Genomic DNA, 17,709 nt, shown 5'->3' with positions numbered 1-17,709 from the left:
TTACCCAATGCCCACACACTCCAGACATAATTTGATTGCTTTGCTCAGCACTGTCTCCGCCTCGCCCCGCCAGACACCAAAGCACAGCATGGCGGCTCCGGCCATCAGCAGCACGATCTGCGCCGCGGCCTTTTTCCCGCAGCTCATTTTTCATCACCCTTTCCGATTTTCTGCCTCCATCATAGCGCGGGAGAGTTAAAGTCTCTGTTAAGAACGAAAACTTAACGCAAACCTTATCTGTTTTTGCTATAATGAAAGCAACACAAAAACGAAGAAATAAAAAGGAGGGCTCTCATGCACCTTTTAGTAATTGAAGATGAACGCGCCCTGTGCGAGACCATCGTTCGCAGCCTGCGGCGGCTGGCCTACAGCGTGGACTACTGCTATGACGGCGAAAAGGCGCTGGCGCTTCTGGGCGTGGAACGATACGATCTGGTGCTTCTTGATCTGAATCTGCCGAAAAAGGACGGCATGACGGTGCTGCGCACCCTGCGGCAGACCGACCGGGAGACGCGGGTGCTGATCCTCTCCGCCCGCAGCGAAGTGGAGGACAAGGTGCAGGGGCTGGATGCCGGGGCGAACGACTATCTGGCGAAGCCCTTCCACTTGGCGGAGCTGGAGGCCCGCATCCGCAGCCTGACATTGCGGCAGTTCACCCAGCAGGATGTGCTGCTAAGCTGCGGAGGCCTGACCTTTGACACCCGCTCCCGTACCGCCACCGTCAACGGGCAGACGCTGACGCTCACCCGGAAGGAAACGGGAATCCTGGAATACCTGATGGTGCATCAAGGAAGGCCAGTAAGTCAGGAGGAGCTGATGGATCACGTTTGGGACAATAGCGTGGACAGCTTCAGCAATTCCATTCGCGTCCACATCTCCGCCCTGCGCAAAAAGCTCCGCGCCGTGCTGGGCTATGACCCCATCCGCAACCGCATCGGCGAGGGCTATCTGATGGGAGGCGAGGAGGAATGAAGCGGCTTTCCCTGCAGTGGCGCATCACGCTGATGTCCGTCCTGCTCATCGGCATCACCTGCGTGGCCATGAATTTGCTGCTGTGCTCCTCCGGTGTGTACTATATGGACACCATTGCGGACAGTTTACAAGGCGGCGGCACGGTGATCCTGAATGATGGCGGAGCGGCGAGCTTTGACCCGCAGCTCATAGCGCCCAACGAGGAGTTGACCATCGTCGTCGATGGGGTGCAGGGGCGCTTCCGCACCACCAACTGGTACATCACGGCGGCGGTAACGCTGCTCAGCGGCATCCTCGCCTATTTCGTCAGCGGACGCGCTCTCAAGCCCCTGCGCAGCTTTACCTCGCAGGTGGAGCAGGTGCAGCTGAACAATCTTGCCGATATGAGGATCGATGAAGATGCTATTTCGGAGTTCCGGCAGCTGAGCCGCTCGTTCAACCAGATGCTGGAGCGGCTGAACAACGCCTTTTCCGCCCAGCGGCAGTTCACCGGCAACGCCGCCCACGAGCTGCGCACGCCACTGGCACTAATGCAGGCGCAGTTGGAGCTGTTTTCCGCGGAGCATCCTGATGTGCGACCGGAGACGGCGGAGTTCCTCACGCTTTTGCGTGAGCAGACGGAACGGCTGATACAGATGACCAGGACACTGCTGGAGATGAGCAATCTGCGGCAGGTGGCGCGGAACGAGCGGATCCAACTCGCTCCCATGATCGAGGAGATCTTCACAGATCTTGCGCCGCTCTCAGATAAGCTCGGCGTCACGCTGACGGCGGAGGGCGACGGCATTATGACCGGCAGCGATGCACTGATCTACCGGCTGATCTTCAACCTGACGGAGAATGCTGTCAAGTACAACCGGCCGGGCGGCTCGGTACGGGTTTCTGTCACTCAGGAGTTGGAAAAGCTCCTGCTCCGCGTCTCCGACACCGGCTGCGGCATCCCGGAGGTGTATCAGCGCAGTATCTTCCAGCCCTTCTTCCGGGTGGACAAGTCTCGCAGCCGGGAATACGGTGGCGCAGGACTGGGGCTCTCACTGGTATGGGAGATCGCCGACCTCCACGGCGGCTCCGTTTGGGTAGAGAAAAGTTCGGAGAAGGGCACTACCATTGCGGTGGGGTTGCCAACGCAACAATCAACGAAGCCCTAAAACCCTTTTATTCGTTTTTCGCCGCTTCGCTTGCCGCCCTGCGGAGTTCCTCTCTGTATGGGGCGGTCAGCCGGAAAGAGAAGCGTCCCTTTTCAATCTCAAATTCCTTGCAGCCCGTGTCCGGGTCTACGTCCGTCAGCTTGCAGACGGCAGGGTGTTTGCGGTTGTATGCGGTCAGCCTGTTTTTGAGGTCGGTGTTGTGGGTGCGGATGAAGATGGTGGGGTCTTTCTCGTCAAAATAGATTTCGGTGGTCTTTTCCTGCTTGGTAAGTCCTGTTCTCATAGGCTTATCCTTTCTGCGGCTCTGTCACGCAATAGGGGTGTTTTTCAGGTGTTTTCTTCGGCTCTTGACTTGGGAAAAATGGCGATTTTCAAACAGGAGCGCGCCGGACGATGTCTGCCCTGTCCGACGCGCTCCCATTCGATAAAATGCGTTTTTTCCGGCTCTACACAGGAATCAGCGAGCTTCGTCCCTCGTGACCGCTTTTTCTCTGTGCGGATGGAAGAATCGCCACAGATTATTACGCTGAATCACATCCTCATAGCTGCGGACTTTCCCGCGCAGCTCCGTATTTTCACGCTCCAATTCTGCCGCACGGAGCTTTCTGTGGACAGACTTATAATCAGAAATTTCCTGTTTCAAACTGTCAATCTCAGCCTTGAGCTTTGCAATCAGTTTGTTTGCCGCATCCAACGCCTTTTGCAGTTTGGATTCCTTTTTCTCTGCTGTAACGTACTTCTTTGCCAGAGTGGAAAGTCGGTCAAAGTCCTCACGCTCCACGGCGACTTTGGATGAGAAGGGAATGGACGTTGCCACGATTTTTTCGATAGACCGCACATCGACCCGCTGATTCTGGATTTTTTCAATTTTGCTCCCAAGCGTTGCTGCCTGTTTTTCCTGCTGACGGTTCTGCTCTGTGAATTCTGCCAGCCGCGCCTGTTCCTGCTGCACCTTGAACTGCGTCACCGTCAGGTGTTCCTCAGAGCTGCCGCGCTCGCCTCGCTCCACATCGTCATACCCTGCCTTTCGCATGGCGGCGAAGAAATCATCTTGCAGAACGGAATAGGATTTTCGGAGCACGGTTTTTCCGTTTGCGTTCAGCAGCGGTTTCCCATGCTCATCCAGCGCGGGCTTGGAATCCCACTTTTTGCTCATGCTGACCTGCTGAATCGTTTCCTTGACCGTCCCCACCAGCGATTTATCCTTGCAGCGTTTTGACCACAGGATTTGCTTTTCCACGATGGGGATGTAGACCACATGAAGGTGATAGTGGTACACGTCCTGCCCCAGCGCGTCGGACATGGCGCGGTTGCGCTCGTCGGCGTGCATGACTGCCGACAGGATGTACTGCTCGCCGCCGACGATTTCTATTGCGGATTTGTAAGCATCGGTGTAAAATTGTTTTGCGAAGTCATAGCCGCCGTGATTATGAAAATAGGCGGTGTTTACGTCAAAGACCAGCTCGCCGTAGAGAACGGCATCCTCTTTCAATCCACGGGTGGAGATGATCCCGTCCTTTTTCAACTGCTCAAACATCTCCGCATATCCGGCGGTCGGTTTCTTGAAATGGACATTGAGGTGCGTTCTCTCCGGGACAATATCCTGATTGACATAGGATTCCTTTTCCCGTTCGTTGTGCTGCTGCGCGTTGCTGATTTTGGCAGCGGTCAGCCTCATATTTCTTGCGTTGGTACGATGAATACCGTCGCCTCTTGCCATAGGCAGTTTACCTCCTGATTTCAGATTGCGCAGGACGGGGCAGCTTCCGAGGGAGCACTTCTGCGGAAGTGTAATAACCCACTATGATACTTTCATCCTGCGGCTGCAAAGTATCGTGGGCTCTCCGAGGGGGAACGGGGTGTGCGGCTTCTGCGGAAGCCTGCCGTGGCTTGAAAGTAGTACCCACTTTGCAAAATCCACGGCGTGACCGCCAGCCTTTCAGCAATCGAATTTGCTTCAACGCTGCCGCCCACAGGCAGAGAGAATTTTGAAAATCCTCTCTGCCATCCATCTCAAAATCTGCGGGTTTTTCGATGGGGACGGGGATGCGAGGGGCTTTGCCTTGTCCTCCAGCAACAGGAGCGTGGCACGCTCCTGTCACAGTTCCCAAGGAGGAGTAGTCCATCGGTAGCTCTGCGGCACTCCACGCCGGTCAAGATACTCCTGCCTTGCCTGTTCCCGCTGTTCTTCGGTAGGAGCGGTCTTGTATTGTGAGTAGAGCTGTCGGTTCAGCATGGCGTCGAGCTTCTTCTCCAAGCCCTGCCGGATTTCTTCTTCAAAATCATCCTCGCCCCGCAGATGGTACATGGCGAGGTCGATGAACAGATCATAGGGGATTTGTACGCTTTTCATTTTCCTATCCTTTCCTATCCGCGACGGTCGCAACGATTGCGACGGTTGCTTTGATGGCATCATTTCCACCGTCGCGACCGTCGCAGCCGTCGCGCTGTCCTCAGTCGATTACTTCGTACTCAACATTGTCAATTATCATATGGGTGAGCTTCACCTGCCGCCCGGAGTGTTTGGCCCTGTTCTCATACCTCACATGGTACTCGTCCAGCAGCCTGCCGGATTTAACGTTCAGGTATTTGGTGAGGGCATTTGCCGCCATGCCTGTATTCACCGCTTCCGCAAGCTCGGTCGGGCTGCCTGTCCATTCTCTGATTTCGGAGGAAACAAGCTGGGAAACCGTATCCAATACCGGGTCGGGCGGCTCCTGATACGGCTCGTTCTCCGTCCGTTCAAGGCTCCATATCTGCGTGTCGGCATCTTTTTTCAGATATAGAATCTGATCCTGTTGATCTCGCCCCACCGCATCGACCGTGGCCTCCAATGCAGTCCGTTTCTTCTTCTGCATCAGGAGTGCTCCGTCTGCACAACCAAGAAGTCCTGTTGTGCCGGAGATCGTTTCAAAGCTGTCTCCGGCTGGCTGCTTTCTTGTGTGATGAACGGTAACGATGCAAATGCTGTGTCTGTCCGCAAAACGCTTGAGCTTGCCGATGATCTCATAGTCGCTGGCGTAGCTGTAAGCCTCGCCTCCGGCCTCCCGAATCTTCTGCATGGTGTCAATGATAACCAGCTTCATGTCGGGGTGTTCCTTTATGAAATTCTCAAGCTGCTCGTCAAGACCGTTTCCGATTTTGTTTGCTGCCGTTGCAAAATGCAGGCTGGCGGTATCCGCCACGCCGTACATCATAAACATCCGGCTCTGGATTCTCTGGAAATCATCCTCCAGCGCGAGGTATAACACCGTGCCGGAATGGACTTCATAACCCCACAGCCTTTGCCCTGTGCTGACATGGTAGGCAAGCTGCGCTACCAGAAATGATTTTCCGATTTTGGGTGCTCCTGCGAGGATATACGCTCCCGCATAGAGCAAGCCGTCGATGACGGGCGGTCTGCTCTTGTATGCGGTCTGATACAGCTCTGTCATGGAAACGGTATGAAGATAATGTGGGTCGTTCATGCGCCGGATTCTCTCACGTATTTCCTCAATATTTTCCTCCGGGGGATTGCTTTCGCAGGTTTCATGTGGTATCCTTTGTTTAGTTGAATTGTGAGGCGGCTGCCCTCCATCTGCGCCAACAGATGGGATGAGGGCGGTCGTTTTCTCATTTCCCGTCATTGCGCTCACCTCCGGGAATCTGGAAGCCGTAGAACTTCTGCTTGAAATACTGGGCAGGGCATTTTCCGGCTACGGTCAGATAGCCTTGGGCTTTTAGCTCTCTGTTCATTTCCCGGACGATCTGATACGCCTTGCTGCGGCTGATGCCCATGATCTCCGCGACCTCTGACGCTGTGATAAACTGTGCTCTCATAGTACCTCCTGTTTCAAAGTGATTCGCCTCGGTCTGCGCATCTTTTGTTCATCCTCCTTTCTCTGCCCCCTCTGAAATGCGCATCTTGAGTACATATTTTATTATACGCACACAAGATGCATCTGTCAAGCCTTCAGAAAATAAAAATATGTACTTGCAATTCGCTTTATTCTGTGATATGATATGGACGAGGTGAATCAGATATGGACAATTTCGATTATCCCGCCATTGGGCAGAGAATCAAGCAGCTCCGAAAACGGAAGGGGCTGAACCAGACCGAGCTGGCACAAATGCTAAAAAAATCCCTCCGCACCGTACAGAAGTACGAAACCGGAGAGATCGAAGTGTCGATTGCCGTTGTCAATCAGATTGCCGACCTGTTGGATTCAACGCCGACCTATATCCTCGGCTACGAATCCAGTACAACGCAGATCAGAACGCTTTCCGACGTGATGGACTTTCTCTTTAAGCTGGAAACGGTAGAAGGCATCGACTTCAAGATCGACGTGCAGAAGCCACCCCGCAGCAAGCGGTGGGAATGTTCCATTTCCTTTGACGGAAAGAGCACGGCGGAGTTCAACGCGGATATATGCCTGTTCCTTGAACAATGGGAGGAAGAGCGCAACGAGCTTCGCGCCTATAACTCCACGCAGGCAACATATAAGCGCTGGAAGGAGCAGACTTTGGCATATTACGCCGCGAACGCAGTCAAATGCACAGAGCCGGAAGAACTTGACCGCGACGAACGGATTGCAAAACGGACGGCATTTTTGGAAAAGGAATACGGTAAAAACGAGAGTAATGAGTAAATAACCCCATCAAAGCCTGATTCTTGAGGGAAGGAGGTAAAAATGTCAGTAACAAAAGACGGCGACACCGGTCGCTGGATGTCTCAGATCCGCGTGACGGACTGGACGGGCAAGACCATCCACAAAAAGAAGCGGGGATTCACCACCAAGAAGGAAGCCCTGCAATGGGAACGGGACTTTATCAGCCAATCCACAGGCAGCCTCGGCATGACCTTCGGTGACTTCATCACCCTGTATGTCAAGGATATGGAGCACCGCCTCAAGCCCTCCACCGTTGCCAGCAAGAAATGGCTGATTGACCTGAAGGTAACGCCTTTCTTCAAGAAAATCCCGCTGAACGAGATCAAGCCCACTCATGTGCGCCAATGGCAGAACTCCCTGACCAGCTATCGGGATGAAAACGGCAAGCCTTACGCCCAGACCTATCTCAAGTGCATCAACAACCAGCTCACGGCGATTTTCAACTACGCAGTCAAATACTATGGCTTGAAAGAAAACCCCTGCCACAAGGCGGGGAGCATGGGCAAGAAGAAAGCCGACGAGATGCTGTTCTGGACAAAGGACGAGTTTCAGACCTTTATCGAGAGCATGAAAGACCGTCCCGCCAGCTACACGGTATTTATGACCATGTACTACACGGGGATTCGGGAGGGAGAGCTGCTGGCGCTCACGCCGTCGGACATCGACTTCGAGAAGAAGACCCTGACGGTGAACAAGAGCTATCAGCGCCTCGGCAGAGAGGATATTATCACCACTCCGAAAACACCGAAAAGCATCCGCACTATCCCCATTCCCGACGGTCTTTGCACCTGTTTGCAGGAGTATATGTCCCATTGCTACGGACTGCAAAATGATGATCGGCTGTTTCCCTACACCAAGAGCTTTCTGTACCACGAAATGGAGTATGGCTGCAAGGCATCGGGGGTAAAGCGCATCCGGGTGCATGACATTCGACACAGCCACGCCAGCCTGTTGGTGGAGATGGGCTTCTCCCCGCTGCTGATCGCGGAGCGTCTCGGACACGAGAAGGTGCAGACCACGATGGACACGTACAGCCACCTGTACCCCAACAAGCAGGTGGAGGTAGCCAGACAGCTTGACGGCATTATGCCGTGAGCCTCTGGCTACAAAAATCGCTGCAAATGTAGCCAATTTGTAGCCACTAAAAAAGAAAAATCCTGAAAAACGCTGTATTACCAACGCTTTTCAGGATTCAGGAAACACTAATTATTTATTCCCACTCGATTGACGGGGGCTGTTTCGCCTTATTTTTCGCGGTATTTCGGTCTATCTACCTGTCCTGCGTTGCGGTGTTTCTCCATAGTCTCCACCGCTTTCAGGTGGCGTAATGCCAAAATAATTCCACGCGCAGATTATACCACGGTCAGGTAGGACAGCGCAACCCAGGACGTGATTTCCTTGAGAAGCGCCTCCTGGACGCCCTTGTGGGTGGCGATCTGCTTCACGGTGTACCGGCGGTTCTTGCCGCTCACGTAGTCCGGGACCTTGGCCCCTCTGGAGGTGGCGAGGCCGCCGTAGACGGCTCCAGCCTGGATGGTGACGGTGCTGCCCACCGTCACGGCTTTGGACGCCGTAGAGCTGCTGGTGCCGGTCTTGGTGGCGTAGTCCAGAGAAATCCACCCGGCTCCGCTCTTGAGCTTGCCCCACTTGGAAGCGCCGGTGCCGCCGGCCTCCGCAACGATGGTGTAGATGCCGGGCTTGATAGCGCCCTTGCTGCCGTAGTTGGTGCCGGGGCCGGAACGGATATTGAGGTCCGTCGCTGTCACTTTCACCGTGTAGTTTACGGCGGTCTGGGCGCCGCCAGAAGCGCCGGGGGCCGGGGCGGTGGAGCCGGAGCCGCCGCTCAGCCGCTTAGTGACCTCGGCGGCAATCTCGCCATGCAGGTTGTAGAGGTAATCGCCAGGGCAAGCCTTGTTCGCAAACCAGCGATGAACCGTCATCACCATTTCCCCGGCCTTGGGGGTATAGGCAAGGGTCTTCGCCTTGTCCCCGAACCAGAGCAGCTTCTTGGCCCCGTTCCGGCGGCAAATGTCCGTCACCAGGTCCAGCAGAGCGGCATAGGCCGCCGACGTGACCTTGTAGGGGTCCTTGGTCTCGCTGGCCGTCTCAATGGTGACGGCGCGGTGGTCGTTGGCCACGCTGGAGGTACACCAGCTCCGGTCCTTTTCCTCCACGCACAGTCCGATGGAGCCGTCATGCCCCACGACGTAGTTGCAGGAAGCTCCGTTGTTCGGGTCGTACTTGGTAAAGGTTCCGGCGTTGCAACCGCTCTTCGCCGTCACTTGGCCGACGAAACAATGGATGCTGATGGTGTCGATTTTATGATTGCGGGGGCTTGTCCGGTTGGGGCTGATTTTCGTATAGGTTACAAGGGAGCTGTTACTCATGGTCGGTTTCCTCCTTGTCCTCCGTGACTTCGGTAGTGGTCTCAATGGCGATGCCCTCCAGGGGGATGATGCCCTGGGTCAGCTCATAGACGGCGGCCTCGATGAGCGCGTCAAGCTCATTCTCATTCACAGTGACACCGCGCTCTTTCAGCCAGGCAATAACGTACTGCTTCTTCTCTTCTCCGCGCCCGCTGCCCTTGAAAATCTGCTCAGCAGCGGAGACGGCGATTTTGACCCAGGCGTTGATTTCCGCCTGCTGGGATGCCGTGGTCTTGGACTTGATGAACGGGATGAGCACACAGGTAACGATGACGCCGATCAGGGCGGCCACAGCTTCGATGATAGGGGTGATGTCGTACATGGTAAATCCTCCTTATTTTTATCCGAGGGTGGGTCCGCTGGTGTCGGACCCGCCCTCCGTGTTGTTAGTCTGGAATGGGTTTCCGTCAGCGTCCAGCCCGTGGCGGTTTCGGCTGACTTTTTCGGTGGTGGATGCCGCCGCATAGCTCACCAGATAGCCGATGCAGGCGGTAAAGATGGTGGTGGTAACATCGCTCGCGGTCTGCTTGTCCAGGTAGGCGAGGACGTAGGAAGCTACGGCGGTGGCCGTGGCAATAAGGACGGCCCACGCAGCGAGCTTCTTTTTGAACTCCCACGGGCGGCGCGTCTTGGCGCGTTTCCCCTCATACTTACCAGCCATAGCGTCCCCCTCAGTCCATCAGGGAGGAAACGCCTTGCCGGGTGAGGAAGTCCTTTTGCTTGTGTTTGATGCCGGCGGCGTAGTCCAGGGCGTCGTGCATATCCCCGTTGCAGTGGGCGTCAGGGATGCGCTGGACGGCCCTTGCAGTCGCTTCCCCCAGGGCAATAGCGGCATTGGTCCCCTGGACAATCAGGACGAAGAGGTCCTTTTGGCCCTGTTCCTGGGCCGCCTGTTCCTTTTCCCGCTTGTCGATGCGGCGCTCCAGCCGCCAGATGATAAGGCCCATGATCGCGCTCGGAATACCCATAGCCGCGACAAAGGCAAGCGCCATCTGGCCCAGGCTGACGTTTACTTCCATTGGTCTCACCCCTTTACTCCGTCACGACCTTGTAGTAGTCGTCCAGGAGCGCCGGGGGCGCCCAACCATCCTGCTTGGTGAAGACGCGCAGGACCTCATACTCCGTGCCGTCGTGGGTGAAATGGTCGCCTACCTGGAACGTGTGATTGGCCTCCAGTTCATCCCAATCCGGGACATCCCCCGGCTCCGGCCACGGTTCGGGTTCCGGCTCTACCTCTTCGTAGAGCTTGTACTCAGAGGGGACCAGGTGGGGGTAGTGCGGCTCATAGAGCGTGACGCCCGCCTCCTTGATGGGGGTGTAGAGCTGCTGGTCCACGGGGTCCCGGCGTACCGCACCATAGGGGACGTGCTCGCCCCAAATGAACTCCAGGTACTCTCCAGGTTCCTCCGGCTCGCTGCGGAGCGGACGGAACAACGTCCGTCCGCCCTCGCTACCAGGCGCCCAATTCGCCTGCGCCTGGTGCTGCGTGGTGCAGATGTAAAGTTCGCCGTCCGGCCCCACGATAGGTTCATCCTTGAAAATGGTCCCCATGGTGGCGCTCCAGATACGGGCCCCATCTGCCGCCGCGATGGATTTTAGATCGGCGTCGGTGTAGTCTCCGCTCTCGACCTGTCCGGCGCGGATGAGGTTCGCCCGCGCCCGGTTCACATGAAGTTCCGGGAGGCCGGGGCCGCCCATCTCCACCAGAGCGTCATGGGTGGCAAGGATGGCCGCCCACAGCTCATAGGTGTCCACGCTCTTTTCCTGCTTCTGGTAGGCGCGGGCTTCGTCAAGACTTCTCATAGTCATTCCCCCTTAGATGTAGCTTGCGGACAGAGAGTAGCAGGCGATGCTTTCATACCCTCCGGCCTTGGTGATCTGGACGCGGACGCCCACAGCAAAGCTATCCGCAGTCTTCGCGGAATTGCTGAAAATGTGCTTGAGGCCGAGCTGGGCAGTCTCCCAGGTCGGCTCTTCGTCGTTGTAGTTGTTGCAGACCTGGATTGTCACGCCGTCCTCATGGGCGTTGTACCGCATGGAGACAAGGATTTTCTGCGCGGCGGCGCTGGTGTCATCCACTTTCCAGTCAAAGTCGATGATGGAGACGGACCGGGTAAAGGTGATGGTACGGGTGACGCTGTTCCCGGCGCTGTCCGAGACCTTGATAGTCATGGTGTGCGGTCCGGTGAGGGCGGCGAACTGTGCCGCCGCGAGCGCAAAGGTGTACTGATGGTTCCGCTCTGCCGGGGTGATAGTTTTAAGGGCCACACCGTCCAGGCTCTCTACGATGGTGAGCGTGTCTCCGGCGTCCCCGTCGTTGACCGTGTACTGGAACGAGGGCGGCGTAGTCACCACGCCGAGCTGCTGATCGCTGCCGCTCACCGTCGGGTCTACGTTGTGGGTGACGGTCCGGGTAGGGCTGGTGGTGTATGCGCTATAAGCGTTCTTGCTGTCCTTGGCGCGGACCCGGTATGCTACCGTGTTCATCGCCGTGGTGATCGTGTCGCTGAACTGCGTCGCGGCTCCGTCATAGATTTTGGACCACCCACCGTTGTTGTACTTCCGCTCCAGCTCATAGCTCACGGCGTCGGTGTCCGGGTCCACCGACGCCGCCCAAGAGACGGTGAGACCTTTACCGCTCCGCACGTCCTCTGGCACGGTGATGGACGGGGGCGTGGTGGGGGCATTATTCCAGATGATGGTGTAGTACCCCTCGCTGTCCGGTGCATCAGATACCAAGATGTCAGATGACAGATTCAAAGCCGGGCGCACACCCCAGTGGCCGTCGTACGCGCTGTCGTAGTAGAGGCTCCCGTCCGCGTGCACGCAGCGCACGTTGTTCGCGTACGACGAACACGGGGAGCGGAGCCACCACCACCAATTCTGCGACGCGCTCAAGTCACCGGCGGTGTACTCGCTGTTGCTCACGGCCTGGGCGGTAGGCTTGCACAGGCGGCTTGCGCTGTCGCTGAACATAGCCAGCTTCGTGCCCTCTGCGACGCCGTTCTCCGAGCCGAGGCCGACCTCTGCCATGGAAAGCAAGAAAATCTTGTCCTGGACAGTCTCGGACCCGCCGCCGTCCGTGCCGGGCTTTGCGACGGTCAGGGTGGTGGTGAGCAGGGCGGCCAGCATCTCCGCGCCGAAGCCGGTCAGGAAGCCGGATTGTGCGTCGTACTCGTTGTAGCCGCTCCAGACGTAAGAATTGGACGGGGGCCGGTCATAGCTGTGCTGGGCCTGATACCAGCCGGTCCCGCTCTTATTGAGCCACTGGCGGATGTTAGCCAGGGAATAGCGGTTGTTGCCGTATCTCTCCCGGTCCAAGTTGCCGTCGCTCTCCATGGCGTCGAAGCAGCAGATTTTGATAATGTTCTCAGCAACAAGGGTTGTGCTATTGGCGGGGTAGCCGGAATGGCTTTTGTCACCGATGACCCAGCCGATGGGGACGCCGTAATACTTAGTCTTTGTGTCCCGCACTTTCGCCTTTACGGGTAGGGCGCTGATTTTCTGCGGCATGGTTTGACTTTACACTCCTTTCAAAGATGGAGGCGCAAACCGCGTCGTACTTGGTGATGAGTTCCCGGCATTGGCCGTGGGAAGCATGAGACCTCCAGCTCTGGTAGCTCTCTTCAATCTGCTTCCGGGTCATAGCGCCGTTTTCATACATCACCGCGTATTTCCGCAGCTTGCGCCTCATACGGTCTTTGCTGGAACGCCTAACTTTCCGTATTACCTTTCCGGTGTCGGTCAGGTATGTGTGGAAGCCCAAAAAGTCCAGGCCGTTCCGCAAGGGGAAGATCTGTGTCTTCTGGTTTAGCTCAAGGCCCCTTGGGGTCAAGAGCTGCTCGACTTTCCTCCACGCTTCACGAAGCGCCTCCTTACTCTCGCAGATGATATAAAAATCATCCATGTAGCGGCCATAGTACCGCATTCGGAGGACTTCTTTGACGTAGTGGTCGAGTTCATTCAGATACAATAGGGCGTACACCTGGGACGATTGATTGCCTATGGGGATGCCGACATTATCAGGGGTGCTATCTATGATAGCGTCGGACAAGGCCCGGCTCCGTGGGTCCGTGAGCAGCTTATTGACATCTCGCTTGAGAATGTCGTGCCGGATGCTGGCGAAGTAGTGCCGGACATCCGCTTTCAGGACCCAGCCGTCGGCGCTCCCGTGCTTCCGGTAATACTCCCGCATGAAGTCACGGAGGCGGTCGAGGCCGAAGTGGGTCCCCTTTCCGACTTGGCTCCCGTAGTTATCCAGGATAAAGGGGCGGCTCAGGACGGGGTAAAGGATGTTGTCACAAAAGGCGTGTTGCACGATTTTGTCCTTGACGCTGTTCGTCTGGATGAGACGTCGCTTTGGCTCAAAGACGTAGAACTCATGGTAATTTCCGGGCTTGTAGAGACCGTCCCGCAGCTCAGCTTGCAGGACGGTGATCGCCTCCAGAGTGTTCAGCTCCACTTTGGCAACGGCGTCTTTCCATCGCTTACCTTTTCTGGTCGCCCGATACGCCGCATAGAGATTAGCGAAGTCATAAACGACTTCAAAATTCTGTTCCATAATAGGCTCCTTGCGCCGCTGGTAGCGCCGAAGCTCCAATGGGCGAGCCTCAGCGCGTCGGCGCTATGTGTTTATCCCCGCCCTGTCAGGCCGGGACCGGATACGTCCTCCTTTGATGGTGGGCTTCTGCTTTCTCCCTTTCGGGTTACTCGGTCACGGTATTCCACCGAAGCCGGGCGCACACCCCTGTTGCCGTTGTACGCGTTGTTGTTGTTGAGGCTCCCGTCCGAGTTCACGTAGCGCACGTTGTTCGCGTTCGACGAATACGGGGAGCGGACAAGGCACACCCAGGGGGATGCACGTACAGGACGCACCCGTGGCCTCTCAAATCATCGCCGTGCGCCGCCGGTCTGAACTTGCTGCCGGAAGCGCTCGGCGTCCTTTTTGCGCCACGACGCGGCAAGGTTCTTTACGTCGGTGGTGAGGCCCGTCCAATACTCACACCGCCTGATGTCGATATACCCCTGTTCCAGAGCTATATCCAGGAAGTTCAGGAAGACCTTGCAGTTGGTCAAGACCTCTTTCTGGAGGTCAAGGCGCGTGTTCATCTCAGCGACGGTCCGAGGGTATATCTCGTTGGCCGCTATGATGTCATGCAGGATTTGGATTGAGAGGTTCTGCATTCTCTGGCAGAGGGTGAAGCGCACCTTTTTAGGGAACAGCTTAGTGTTGTTCGTGAGCTGCAAGGTATGGTTTACCAGGTCTTTTGCCTTGCAGATGATGGTGAGTTCACCGTGCCGGTTCTGCAAACAGGACAACTCCTTTCACGCAGGGCCTCCAGCTCATCAGCCGGTACGCCGTCCACTTCGAGGACGCCGGGCCGGACGCGGATAGTGACCCTCTGGCCTTTATATCCCAAACCGCAGAGCACAAGCCCCTCCAGGCCCTCGCAGGGGCAAGGGGTCTCCAGCTCTGCGATAAGGTTCGGAATAAGACAGCTCGCCTCTTCGGGGCTGCAAAGTAGCCCCGTCATGCTGTAATGGAGCGTCCGGTCTGGCTCCAAACTCCATCGCGCATGGTGATACCGGCGAGGGTGGCAAAGTCGGCGGTCTTGTTGATGCCTCCGGGCATATCGCCGGACACCAGATCGTTGAGCAGGTCGATTGCGGCCTCATGGTCGCTCAGGGTGTTGGAGAGGCCGGAAATGTCGCTGATTTCATGACTGTGGCCCAGGAGCGCATATTTTTCCAGGTCCACCACGCGGGCCAGGGCGTCCGGGTCAATGATGGCCGAAACGCTCGCCGCCGCGCCCACAATGTTGATGATGTTGAAAGTCACCATCTTGTTTACCGGGCTGCCCTGGGGCCTCATCCACTCCGGCTTGCTCTGGAGGGGAAGATAGGAATAGGCAACGTCTCCATCGCCCTCCGGGTCCTTGATGTAGAGCATGACGCCTTTGACGTAGAAGCCGGTCTCGACGCCCACGCTGGTAGCCTGGACCACCACCGTAGCCTCGCCGGTGCCGGTGTTCTCGCACTTGGCAATCATGGCGTCTCCGGCATATTCAACCGGGACGGTCAGGTCCTCAACCGCCGTTCCCTCCGGGAGATCGCCGCTGTCCAGCTCCGCTTTTGTGAACTGGATGCCGCCGCTCCCGGCCATGACTTTGCCCAGGGCGGTGTAGCCGCTGTTGAGCAGCACCGCGCCCTCTTCGCTCTCCGCGATGTCAGGAGAGGCCAGGATTTCTCTGTTTGGCATGGTATTACCTCGCTTTCATAGATGCAGTTATCGACACGTCCTCCCACACGGCCAGGCCCACATAGCTGCGGGAGGTTGCCGTGCGGAATGGGGTTGTTCGGGGTTTCGCCTCAATCTCGTTGTAGATCAGCGCCGGGACCGCGTAATAGCTCCGGGACCGTGCTGTGTGGTAGGTCCGCAGGAAAACACGGGTCCCGACGCCTGCCGCCGCGATGCGCTTCATCAGCTCCGCTATCAGGGGCGCGGCCTCCAGGCGCTCATAGTCCAGGACAGCTTCATCGACATAAATCCAGATTTTCGCCGGAAACAGCTCTCGGACCTCTATCTCCGATACGTCCACGTTGAAGAGCGAGGCCGCAGCGGAGATGATGGTGTCGATGTCACCGCCGGAAAGCAGCGCAATCATCTTGATTTTGATGAGCAGGCGGTAAAAGGTATCGTCCGCTCCACCGCGAGCGACGCCGAAATTGGCCCCGTAGCGGTCCAGGACGGACCCTCTGGCATTGTCTATGTCATCCCATAGCTTGAGCCGGTCCGCGTTCTCGTGGATGATTTCAAGGCCCCAGGCAAGGGTCCCGAATAAGCGCCCGATGTTCGTCTCCATGGGGAGGCTGTGTCGGCTGTTGCGGATGTCCGACCGGGCATAAGCCCCGGTCAGATACTCCAGCATTTGAGACAGGTAGCCGTAGCTCATCAGCTCACCTCCGCAATGGTGATTTTGTCGGTCGAGGTCACGGCCTTTTCCCTGGTGTCAATGACGATGTTCTCTTCCCCGTAGTCACTGGCGGTCTCGCTGATGCCCAGGTCGAAGTCCACCACACCGGGGACAGACAGGATGACACCGGGCAAGGCCATATAGAGAACGTCCGAGCCGATAGTCAGGCCGCCCCTCACATCGCCGCCGATGTACTCCACCAGGGCCTCCTTGATGCGGTCCTGCCCATCGCCCGGAAAGTCGCTGTTGGTCTCCAGGTTCTTGATTTGAATATACACGGCAACGGTGGTCGGCCTGGAAAACTTGATATTGATGCTCTGTCCGCTCTTGGCGATGACGGCGATAGAAGAGCTGCCGGAGGTCTGGATGCCCGCCGCCTTGCGCCGGAAGATGGCCTGCGCGATGTCGGCGTCCAGGCCGCCGTAGACGATGGCCTCAATGCTGTGCGGGGGGAGGCCCAGGGCGTCGGTTTCGTCGGTGTCGTTCTCGTAGCAGATCGCGGAGTAAACCGCGTCCACGTTCTGCATGATTTCACCGGCGATGGCGTCCGCGTTGACGCCGCCCGCATAGTCCACGGACTGATAATAGCGGTCCCGGAACTCTTCATCGGTTTCCCGGCCCCGCCCGCCGTCGATGGCTGCCGGGTTCGTGCAGGCGCTCACGCCGTCCATGGGGTTTGTGATTTCCTTGACCGTCTCGGCGGCCACGTTGTAGTCCGCTCCGGTCTCAACGGCCTGGACCGGCAACGTGACTTTCCCGGTATCGTCGATGCGGCCGGCGGCCAGGACTGCATACTGCAATCCGGCCACGGTGCGGACCAGGAAGCCCACGGGGATAGGAGTACCGGCGGCGCCGGTGAACTCGACGTAGCCGGACGCCTTTTGCGCGGGAAGCAGGGACAAGCCGATAGCTTTCCCCAGGTTGTAGAGGCTGGTCCCTGCCGCCGTATCAACGAAACGGCTATTGTAGACATCTTCCATGAGGCTGAACAGGATGTTCAGCATCCATGCGAAAATCCGTAGGAAGATGCCCAGGGGGGACCGGACGGTCAGGTTGGCCTTGCTCCCGAACAGCTCCCGCGCCTTGTACTCGATGGCGTCCAGAAGCTCTACGTAAGTAGGCCGGTGGAAGCCGCGCTCGGTCACGCCCCATTCTTGATTGCTCATGCTGTGCTCACCTCCGTAGTGATGGTATTGCCGCTCTGGAGGCGGCCAGTCACAGAGACCTCCAGGCCCCGGCCCACAAGCTCATAGTCCACGGCGCTCACTTCGGCAACCTGTGGCTCCTGGAAGACGGCGTCCCGAATTACCTCCGGGATTTCGTCATCCTCCAGCTCGCTCCGCTTCTTGCCCATGATGCGCTCATACTCCGTGCCGTGGGTGGGGTCAAAGGGGAACTCCCCTCGGTAGACCTCCAGCGTCAGCCGGACGGCCTGGGCGGTGGTTTCATCGCCCGATATGGTCTCCAGCGCTCCGGCGTCATCGAGGATGAGGTCTCTGCTTTCGGGGTCAATTTTAAGGGTCCAGTTATCTTGCATATC

Annotated in this window: 23 protein-coding genes; 4 read left to right on the top strand and 19 right to left on the bottom strand. The window is 57.3% G+C overall.

The window, feature by feature from the left end; all coding sequences use genetic code 11:
- A complete protein-coding gene (locus tag NE547_RS05685; RefSeq protein ID WP_256174977.1) occupies positions 1-147 on the bottom strand; it encodes a CD1871A family CXXC motif-containing protein in 147 nt (48 codons plus the stop codon).
- 147 nt (positions 148-294) lie between these two features.
- Between NE547_RS05685 and NE547_RS05680 the strand changes: the two genes are divergently transcribed.
- Entirely contained in the window at positions 295-972 is a 678-nt protein-coding gene (locus tag NE547_RS05680; protein WP_074925768.1) for a response regulator transcription factor, read from the top strand.
- Positions 969-2,120, top strand: coding sequence for a cell wall metabolism sensor histidine kinase WalK (locus tag NE547_RS05675; protein WP_074925770.1), 1,152 nt, complete (start codon positions 969-971; stop codon positions 2,118-2,120). Before NE547_RS05680 ends, NE547_RS05675 begins: the two co-directional genes overlap by 4 nt.
- Before the next feature lie 7 nt (positions 2,121-2,127).
- Here NE547_RS05675 and NE547_RS05670 read toward each other — a convergent pair whose 3' ends face one another.
- The 5 genes from NE547_RS05670 to NE547_RS05650 form a co-directional block, all read right to left on the bottom strand.
- Positions 2,128-2,403: a hypothetical protein gene (locus NE547_RS05670; protein WP_256174976.1), complete on the bottom strand. Its 276-nt coding sequence runs from the start codon at positions 2,401-2,403 to the stop codon at positions 2,128-2,130.
- 174 nt (positions 2,404-2,577) lie between these two features.
- Positions 2,578-3,840 (bottom strand): plasmid recombination protein, encoded by a 1,263-nt coding sequence (locus NE547_RS05665; protein ID WP_256174975.1) that lies wholly within the window; start codon positions 3,838-3,840, stop codon positions 2,578-2,580.
- A gap of 378 nt (positions 3,841-4,218) precedes the next feature.
- Positions 4,219-4,473 carry a hypothetical protein gene (locus tag NE547_RS05660; protein ID WP_009260788.1) on the bottom strand — a complete coding sequence of 85 codons (255 nt, stop codon included), beginning with the start codon at positions 4,471-4,473 and terminating at the stop codon, positions 4,219-4,221.
- Positions 4,474-4,573: 100 nt separating this feature from the next.
- Complete coding sequence (locus NE547_RS05655; protein ID WP_256174974.1) at positions 4,574-5,746, bottom strand: AAA family ATPase; 1,173 nt, start codon at positions 5,744-5,746, stop codon at positions 4,574-4,576.
- The gene (locus NE547_RS05650) at positions 5,733-5,939 is read right to left on the bottom strand and encodes a hypothetical protein (RefSeq protein WP_021632637.1); all 207 of its coding nucleotides are present in this window, start codon (positions 5,937-5,939) and stop codon (positions 5,733-5,735) included. The genes NE547_RS05655 and NE547_RS05650 overlap by 14 nt, the downstream gene beginning before the upstream one ends.
- Before the next feature lie 203 nt (positions 5,940-6,142).
- On the opposite strand from NE547_RS05650, the gene NE547_RS05645 reads away from it, so the two are divergent.
- On the top strand, positions 6,143-6,748 hold the full coding sequence (locus NE547_RS05645) for a helix-turn-helix domain-containing protein (protein ID WP_256174973.1): 606 nt from the start codon (positions 6,143-6,145) through the stop codon (positions 6,746-6,748).
- A 42-nt stretch (positions 6,749-6,790) separates the two neighbouring features.
- Positions 6,791-7,864: a site-specific integrase gene (locus NE547_RS05640; RefSeq protein ID WP_119205533.1), complete on the top strand. Its 1,074-nt coding sequence runs from the start codon at positions 6,791-6,793 to the stop codon at positions 7,862-7,864.
- 257 nt (positions 7,865-8,121) lie between these two features.
- Here the strand turns inward: NE547_RS05640 and NE547_RS05635 are convergent, their stop codons facing one another.
- The 13 genes from NE547_RS05635 to NE547_RS05580 form a co-directional block, all read right to left on the bottom strand.
- Positions 8,122-9,156 carry an N-acetylmuramoyl-L-alanine amidase gene (locus NE547_RS05635; protein ID WP_305148456.1) on the bottom strand — a complete coding sequence of 345 codons (1,035 nt, stop codon included), beginning with the start codon at positions 9,154-9,156 and terminating at the stop codon, positions 8,122-8,124.
- Entirely contained in the window at positions 9,149-9,517 is a 369-nt protein-coding gene (locus tag NE547_RS05630) for a phage holin, LLH family (RefSeq protein ID WP_227126808.1), read from the bottom strand. Before NE547_RS05630 ends, NE547_RS05635 begins: the two co-directional genes overlap by 8 nt.
- A gap of 18 nt (positions 9,518-9,535) precedes the next feature.
- Positions 9,536-9,856 carry a hypothetical protein gene (locus NE547_RS05625; RefSeq protein ID WP_172697614.1) on the bottom strand — a complete coding sequence of 107 codons (321 nt, stop codon included), beginning with the start codon at positions 9,854-9,856 and terminating at the stop codon, positions 9,536-9,538.
- Positions 9,857-9,866: 10 nt separating this feature from the next.
- On the bottom strand, positions 9,867-10,214 hold the full coding sequence (locus NE547_RS05620; RefSeq protein WP_227126809.1) for a serine/threonine protein kinase: 348 nt from the start codon (positions 10,212-10,214) through the stop codon (positions 9,867-9,869).
- A gap of 13 nt (positions 10,215-10,227) precedes the next feature.
- Positions 10,228-10,998, bottom strand: coding sequence for a hypothetical protein (locus NE547_RS05615; RefSeq protein WP_227126810.1), 771 nt, complete (start codon positions 10,996-10,998; stop codon positions 10,228-10,230).
- Between the two features lie 12 nt (positions 10,999-11,010).
- Entirely contained in the window at positions 11,011-12,708 is a 1,698-nt protein-coding gene (locus tag NE547_RS05610) for a DUF6273 domain-containing protein (RefSeq protein WP_256174972.1), read from the bottom strand.
- Positions 12,650-13,756 carry a reverse transcriptase/maturase family protein gene (locus NE547_RS05605; protein WP_227126812.1) on the bottom strand — a complete coding sequence of 369 codons (1,107 nt, stop codon included), beginning with the start codon at positions 13,754-13,756 and terminating at the stop codon, positions 12,650-12,652. Before NE547_RS05605 ends, NE547_RS05610 begins: the two co-directional genes overlap by 59 nt.
- A 71-nt stretch (positions 13,757-13,827) precedes the next feature.
- Entirely contained in the window at positions 13,828-14,043 is a 216-nt protein-coding gene (locus tag NE547_RS18545; RefSeq protein WP_370866821.1) for a DUF6273 domain-containing protein, read from the bottom strand.
- Positions 14,044-14,085: 42 nt separating this feature from the next.
- Complete coding sequence (locus NE547_RS05600) at positions 14,086-14,505, bottom strand: four helix bundle protein (RefSeq protein ID WP_050625022.1); 420 nt, start codon at positions 14,503-14,505, stop codon at positions 14,086-14,088.
- A gap of 220 nt (positions 14,506-14,725) precedes the next feature.
- Positions 14,726-15,454: a hypothetical protein gene (locus NE547_RS05595; RefSeq protein ID WP_256174971.1), complete on the bottom strand. Its 729-nt coding sequence runs from the start codon at positions 15,452-15,454 to the stop codon at positions 14,726-14,728.
- Between the two features lie 4 nt (positions 15,455-15,458).
- Positions 15,459-16,148 carry a hypothetical protein gene (locus NE547_RS05590; protein WP_050625020.1) on the bottom strand — a complete coding sequence of 230 codons (690 nt, stop codon included), beginning with the start codon at positions 16,146-16,148 and terminating at the stop codon, positions 15,459-15,461.
- The gene (locus tag NE547_RS05585) at positions 16,148-17,335 is read right to left on the bottom strand and encodes a baseplate J/gp47 family protein (protein ID WP_256174970.1); all 1,188 of its coding nucleotides are present in this window, start codon (positions 17,333-17,335) and stop codon (positions 16,148-16,150) included. The genes NE547_RS05590 and NE547_RS05585 overlap by 1 nt, the downstream gene beginning before the upstream one ends.
- Positions 17,332-17,706, bottom strand: coding sequence for a DUF2634 domain-containing protein (locus NE547_RS05580; RefSeq protein WP_021750534.1), 375 nt, complete (start codon positions 17,704-17,706; stop codon positions 17,332-17,334). The genes NE547_RS05585 and NE547_RS05580 overlap by 4 nt, the downstream gene beginning before the upstream one ends.
- Positions 17,707-17,709: the final 3 nt, after the last annotated feature.

This window comes from Flavonifractor sp. DFI.6.63, from assembly GCF_024462255.1.
Lineage (GTDB): Bacteria > Bacillota > Clostridia > Oscillospirales > Oscillospiraceae > Lawsonibacter_A > Lawsonibacter_A hominis.
Note: the sequence above shows the minus strand (reverse complement) of the source record. Positions and strands in the feature narration are given on the sequence as shown.